The following is a 3,770-nucleotide window of genomic DNA, read 5'->3' as shown; positions in this document are numbered from 1 at the left end:
TGCCCAGATGCGAGCTGTAACGGCCGACCATGCCGTCGCACTGCCCCGGCTCGCGAACGAAGGTCCGGGCGAACAAGCGACAACTACGGTTGGTGCCGTCGAAAAGATTGCCGCCACGATCGGTCTTGCCCGGTTGCAGCGTCCCTGACCAGGAGTAATAGCGCACACCATTGACCTCTTCCGGCCCCTGCCCGCCCCACGTTTGCGGCAGTCCTTGTGGATAACGCTGATTGAACAAGGCGACGCCCGACGTCGTCAGCGATTGGTGAGAAGCATGAATATCCACCGGCAGCTTCGGCCCGTGATAACCAGTGTCGAGCAATGCCATGACCCAGCCGATCAAGCGCAACAAGACTTCGAGCAGACGCCCTTTGGCGCTGTTCGCCGGATAGTGATCTTCTAGATAGTCTGCCAACTCCGAACCGTGATTCGGCCCGGCCACCGACGTCACCGAAGCAACCAGATCCGGGCGTTTCGCCGCTGCATACCGTGCGGTCAACGCGCCCTGACTGTGGCCGAACAGATTGACCTTCTGCGCCCCCGTTTCGCGCAGGATCTCCTCGATCCGCATCAACAACTGCTCGCCGCGCACTTCCGTGGAATTGAGTGGCGAAACCTGCACAGCAACCACCGTCGCACCACCACGGCGCAAGGCCTTGATGATGCCGAACCAATACGGGTAAAGCACCAGCCGGATAAAGCCGAGCATGCCCGGCACCAGCACCAGTGGATAACGTGTCGACATGGGTTACATCCTTGTGCGCGGTGAGTGGATGCCAGACGTGCAAGACGCCCGCCAAGCATCCTCCGTGACGATGACAACTGAACGATGAGCCTACTTCAGCCCCGCCACCCCCGCCACAATCAGCCCCACCGAAAGCAGTTTCACCAGCGTCAGACTCTCGCCAAGCAGCGCGAAACCGAGAAACACCGTGCCGAGTGAACCGATCGCCGTCCAGATCGGATAGGCGATGCTCACCGGCAAGTCACGCATGGCCAGGGTCAGAAAGCCGATGCCGCCGACCGCCGCGACCACGGTGATCAGCGACGGCCACAAACGAGTGAAGCCGTCGGCGTACTTCATACCCATGGCGAAGGTCACCTCGAAGCCGGCGGCGATCAGCAGAAACAGCCAGGCCATCTAGAACTCCCGGGCCAGCTCGAGCAGCCGCTGCTCGGCTTCGGCCACCGACACCGCAAAGCTGCGTTCAGCGGACTCCTCGCCCTCGGCCGCGACCACGCTGACGTCATTGATACCGATAAAGCCCAGCGCGGTGCGCAGCCATGGATCGGCATGATTGAGCGCCGCCAGCTCACCGCCGGGGCCGAAGCCGAAACCGCCGCGACTGGTGACGATCAAGGCTTTCTTGCCCTGCAACAGCGGCGTGTATTGGGCGACGCCGTTGTCCAGCGTGTGCTCGAAGGTCAGCCCCAGCCGCACGATCTGATCGACCCAGGCCTTGAGGCCGCTGGGCACGTTGAAGTTGTACATCGGCGTGGAAATCAGCAGCAGATCATGCGCGAACAACTCACCAACCAATTGATCGCTGAGCGCCAGATCAGCCTGCATCACCAACGGCCGCGCCTCAGGCTGGGGATAAAACGCCGCCGCGACAAACGCCTCGTTGACCGCAGGAACCTGCACCCGCCCAACCTCACGACGGGTCACCTGCCCTTCAGGATGACGCCCCTGCCAGGCACCCAAAAACCCCTCCGCCAAACGCCGCGAAGTCGACCGATCCCCACGCGGACTGCCGTGCACCACAAGAATCCTGCTCATCTATAAAACCTCCGGCTAAACTCAAACCACTTGAGGCTCGAAGCTTGCAGCTCGCCACTGCTTTCCTTCAAATGAGCAAAAATCAGTCGGGATGAATCCATTTCATCCATGGAGTGTTCAATGTTTGCTTCGCTGCCGCTGACTGCCCTGCGCGCTTTCGAATCCGCTTCTCGCCTGCTGAGCTTCAAGGCTGCGGCAGAAGAACTGGCAGTGACGCCGACGGCGATCTCTCATCAGATCCGTTCGCTGGAAGACTGGCTCGGTGTGGCCCTGTTTGAACGGCTGCCGCGCCAGGTGCGCCTGACCGAGGCTGGCGAGCGTCTGTTTCGCAGCGTGCACGGCGCGCTGCTGGAGGTGGCGCAAAGCGTCGATACCCTGCGCCCGCAACGCAACGCCAGCACTCTGACGCTGTCGACCACGGCAGCCTTTGCCGCGCTGTGGCTGGTGCCGCGACTCGGACGCTTTTATGCGCAACATCCCACTATCAATGTGCGCCTCGACACTCACTGCGAAGTCATCGATCTGCACCAGGACGCCAGTGTCGATCTGGTCTTGCGCTACAGCCTCGACGACTACCCGAACCTGTATGGGCTGTGCCTGTTCGACGAATCCTTCGGCGTTTACGGCTCGCCCGAGCAAGTGGCGCTGGCCGCGCGGCGCACGCCAACGTTGATCAGCGTGCATTGGCACAACTCGAAGCTGTACGCCCATGGCTGGCAAGCGTGGTGCGCCAGGGCCGGAGAGCAATGGCTGGAGCACAATTCGGTCAATCGCGAATACGACGAGGAACATTACGCGCTGCAAGCAGCGATCGCCGGCCAGGGCCTGGTGCTGGCGAGCAACATTCTGGTGTCGGAAAGCGTCGCCAGCGGCTTGCTGGTGCCCTACCGGGGCGAGGTGCAGGTCGATGGCGCCGGTTACAGCGCGTTGTGCGTGCCCGGGCGGGAACGGCATCCGCCGGTGCGGGCGTTTTTTCGCTGGTTGCAGGACGAAGCGCGGTTGTCTGGACTGACGCCGAGATCGCAGCCTTCAGCAGTTGCTGCGCCGAGCCCAGCCTAAATCGCATAAAACTTTTCGCTTCGCTCAAGACTCACAACCTGGGTAGCGACCGCGTCCTCAGAACGTGGCGCCTATCGGATTAGCCTCCAGGAGAATGAAATGAGTGACCTGCATTTGTCTGATGTTCAAACCCTGCGCGAACGCGCGCGGCAACACGTGGAAAACGGCGCGGTCACCGAGGGCTACAACGCCAACCGTGAAGAAATACTGCGTTTGCTCAATGAGTCGCTGGCCACCGAGCTGGTGTGCACCTTGCGCTACAAGCGCCACTACTTCATGGCGAACGGCCTGAAAGCCAATGTCGCCGCCGACGAATTCCTCGAGCACGCCAACCAGGAAGCCGAGCACGCCGATCGCCTCGCCGAACGCATCGTGCAACTGGGCGGTGAGCCGGAGTTCAACCCCGACCTGCTGAGCAAGCTGTCCCACGCGCAATATGTGGCGGGCAATTCGCTCAAGGAAATGGTTTACGAAGATCTGGTCGCCGAGCGCATCGCCATCGACAGCTACCGCGAAATCATCCAGTACATCGGCGACAAGGATCCGACCACCCGGCGCATCTTCGAAGACATCCTTGCCCAGGAAGAAGAGCACGCCGACGACATGGCGGATATCCTTAACGACCTGTAATCCCGTCACACCGCTTTCGCGAGCAGGCTCGCTCCCACACTTGAACGTATTTCGATTGAAGGAATGCGTTCGAATGTGGGAGCGAGCCTGCTCGCGAAGGCGCCCTCAGAGACGCCGCATTACTTGCTGGGTTTAACGGTCACCGGTGCCTTGCCCTGCTTCATCTGCTCAAGCAACGGCGCGCACTGATTCGGCTCGCCACCGCTCGGCGCCACCAGCGCCAGCAATCCTGCCGCCGGCGCGGCAATCACGCCCAGCGCAACCATCCCCGCGCCACGCAGCATCAACGGCACGGCTTTGA

General features: G+C 61.6%; 6 protein-coding genes. 2 read left to right on the top strand and 4 right to left on the bottom strand.

Going from position 1 to position 3,770, the window contains the following annotated elements:
• The 3 genes from D6877_RS10035 to D6877_RS10025 all read right to left on the bottom strand — a co-directional run.
• Positions 1-745, bottom strand: a 745-nt coding sequence (locus tag D6877_RS10035; RefSeq protein ID WP_130910646.1) for a triacylglycerol lipase, incomplete at its 3' end; no start/stop codon positions are given.
• Positions 746-835: 90 nt separating this feature from the next.
• Positions 836-1,141, bottom strand: coding sequence for a multidrug efflux SMR transporter (locus tag D6877_RS10030; RefSeq protein WP_130910645.1), 306 nt, complete (start codon positions 1,139-1,141; stop codon positions 836-838).
• Positions 1,142-1,780 carry an NAD(P)H-dependent oxidoreductase gene (locus tag D6877_RS10025; RefSeq protein ID WP_130910644.1) on the bottom strand — a complete coding sequence of 213 codons (639 nt, stop codon included), beginning with the start codon at positions 1,778-1,780 and terminating at the stop codon, positions 1,142-1,144.
• Positions 1,781-1,888: 108 nt separating this feature from the next.
• Between D6877_RS10025 and D6877_RS10020 the strand changes: the two genes are divergently transcribed.
• Together D6877_RS10020 and D6877_RS10015 are read left to right on the top strand one after the other, a co-directional pair.
• The gene (locus D6877_RS10020; RefSeq protein WP_178083663.1) at positions 1,889-2,839 is read left to right on the top strand and encodes a LysR substrate-binding domain-containing protein; all 951 of its coding nucleotides are present in this window, start codon (positions 1,889-1,891) and stop codon (positions 2,837-2,839) included.
• 99 nt (positions 2,840-2,938) lie between these two features.
• Entirely contained in the window at positions 2,939-3,469 is a 531-nt protein-coding gene (locus D6877_RS10015; RefSeq protein WP_039756965.1) for a ferritin-like domain-containing protein, read from the top strand.
• A gap of 119 nt (positions 3,470-3,588) precedes the next feature.
• Here the strand turns inward: D6877_RS10015 and D6877_RS10010 are convergent.
• On the bottom strand, positions 3,589-3,770 hold a 182-nt coding region (locus D6877_RS10010), incomplete at its 5' end, for a hypothetical protein (RefSeq protein WP_130910642.1).

Source organism: Pseudomonas sp. Sample_9 (assembly GCF_004307535.1).
GTDB lineage: Bacteria > Pseudomonadota > Gammaproteobacteria > Pseudomonadales > Pseudomonadaceae > Aquipseudomonas > Aquipseudomonas mercuritolerans.
Note: the sequence above shows the minus strand (reverse complement) of the source record. Positions and strands in the feature narration are given on the sequence as shown.

What these genes read in the sequence shown, in the direction of transcription:
- D6877_RS10030 (WP_130910645.1), bottom strand. Translation starts at nt 1,141, where the DNA reads ATGGCCTGGCTGTTTCTGCTGATCGCCGCCGGCTTCGAGGTGACCTTC.
- D6877_RS10025 (WP_130910644.1), bottom strand. Translation starts at nt 1,780, where the DNA reads ATGAGCAGGATTCTTGTGGTGCACGGCAGTCCGCGTGGGGATCGGTCG.
- D6877_RS10020 (WP_178083663.1), top strand. Translation starts at nt 1,889, where the DNA reads ATGGAGTGTTCAATGTTTGCTTCGCTGCCGCTGACTGCCCTGCGCGCT.
- D6877_RS10015 (WP_039756965.1), top strand. Translation starts at nt 2,939, where the DNA reads ATGAGTGACCTGCATTTGTCTGATGTTCAAACCCTGCGCGAACGCGCG.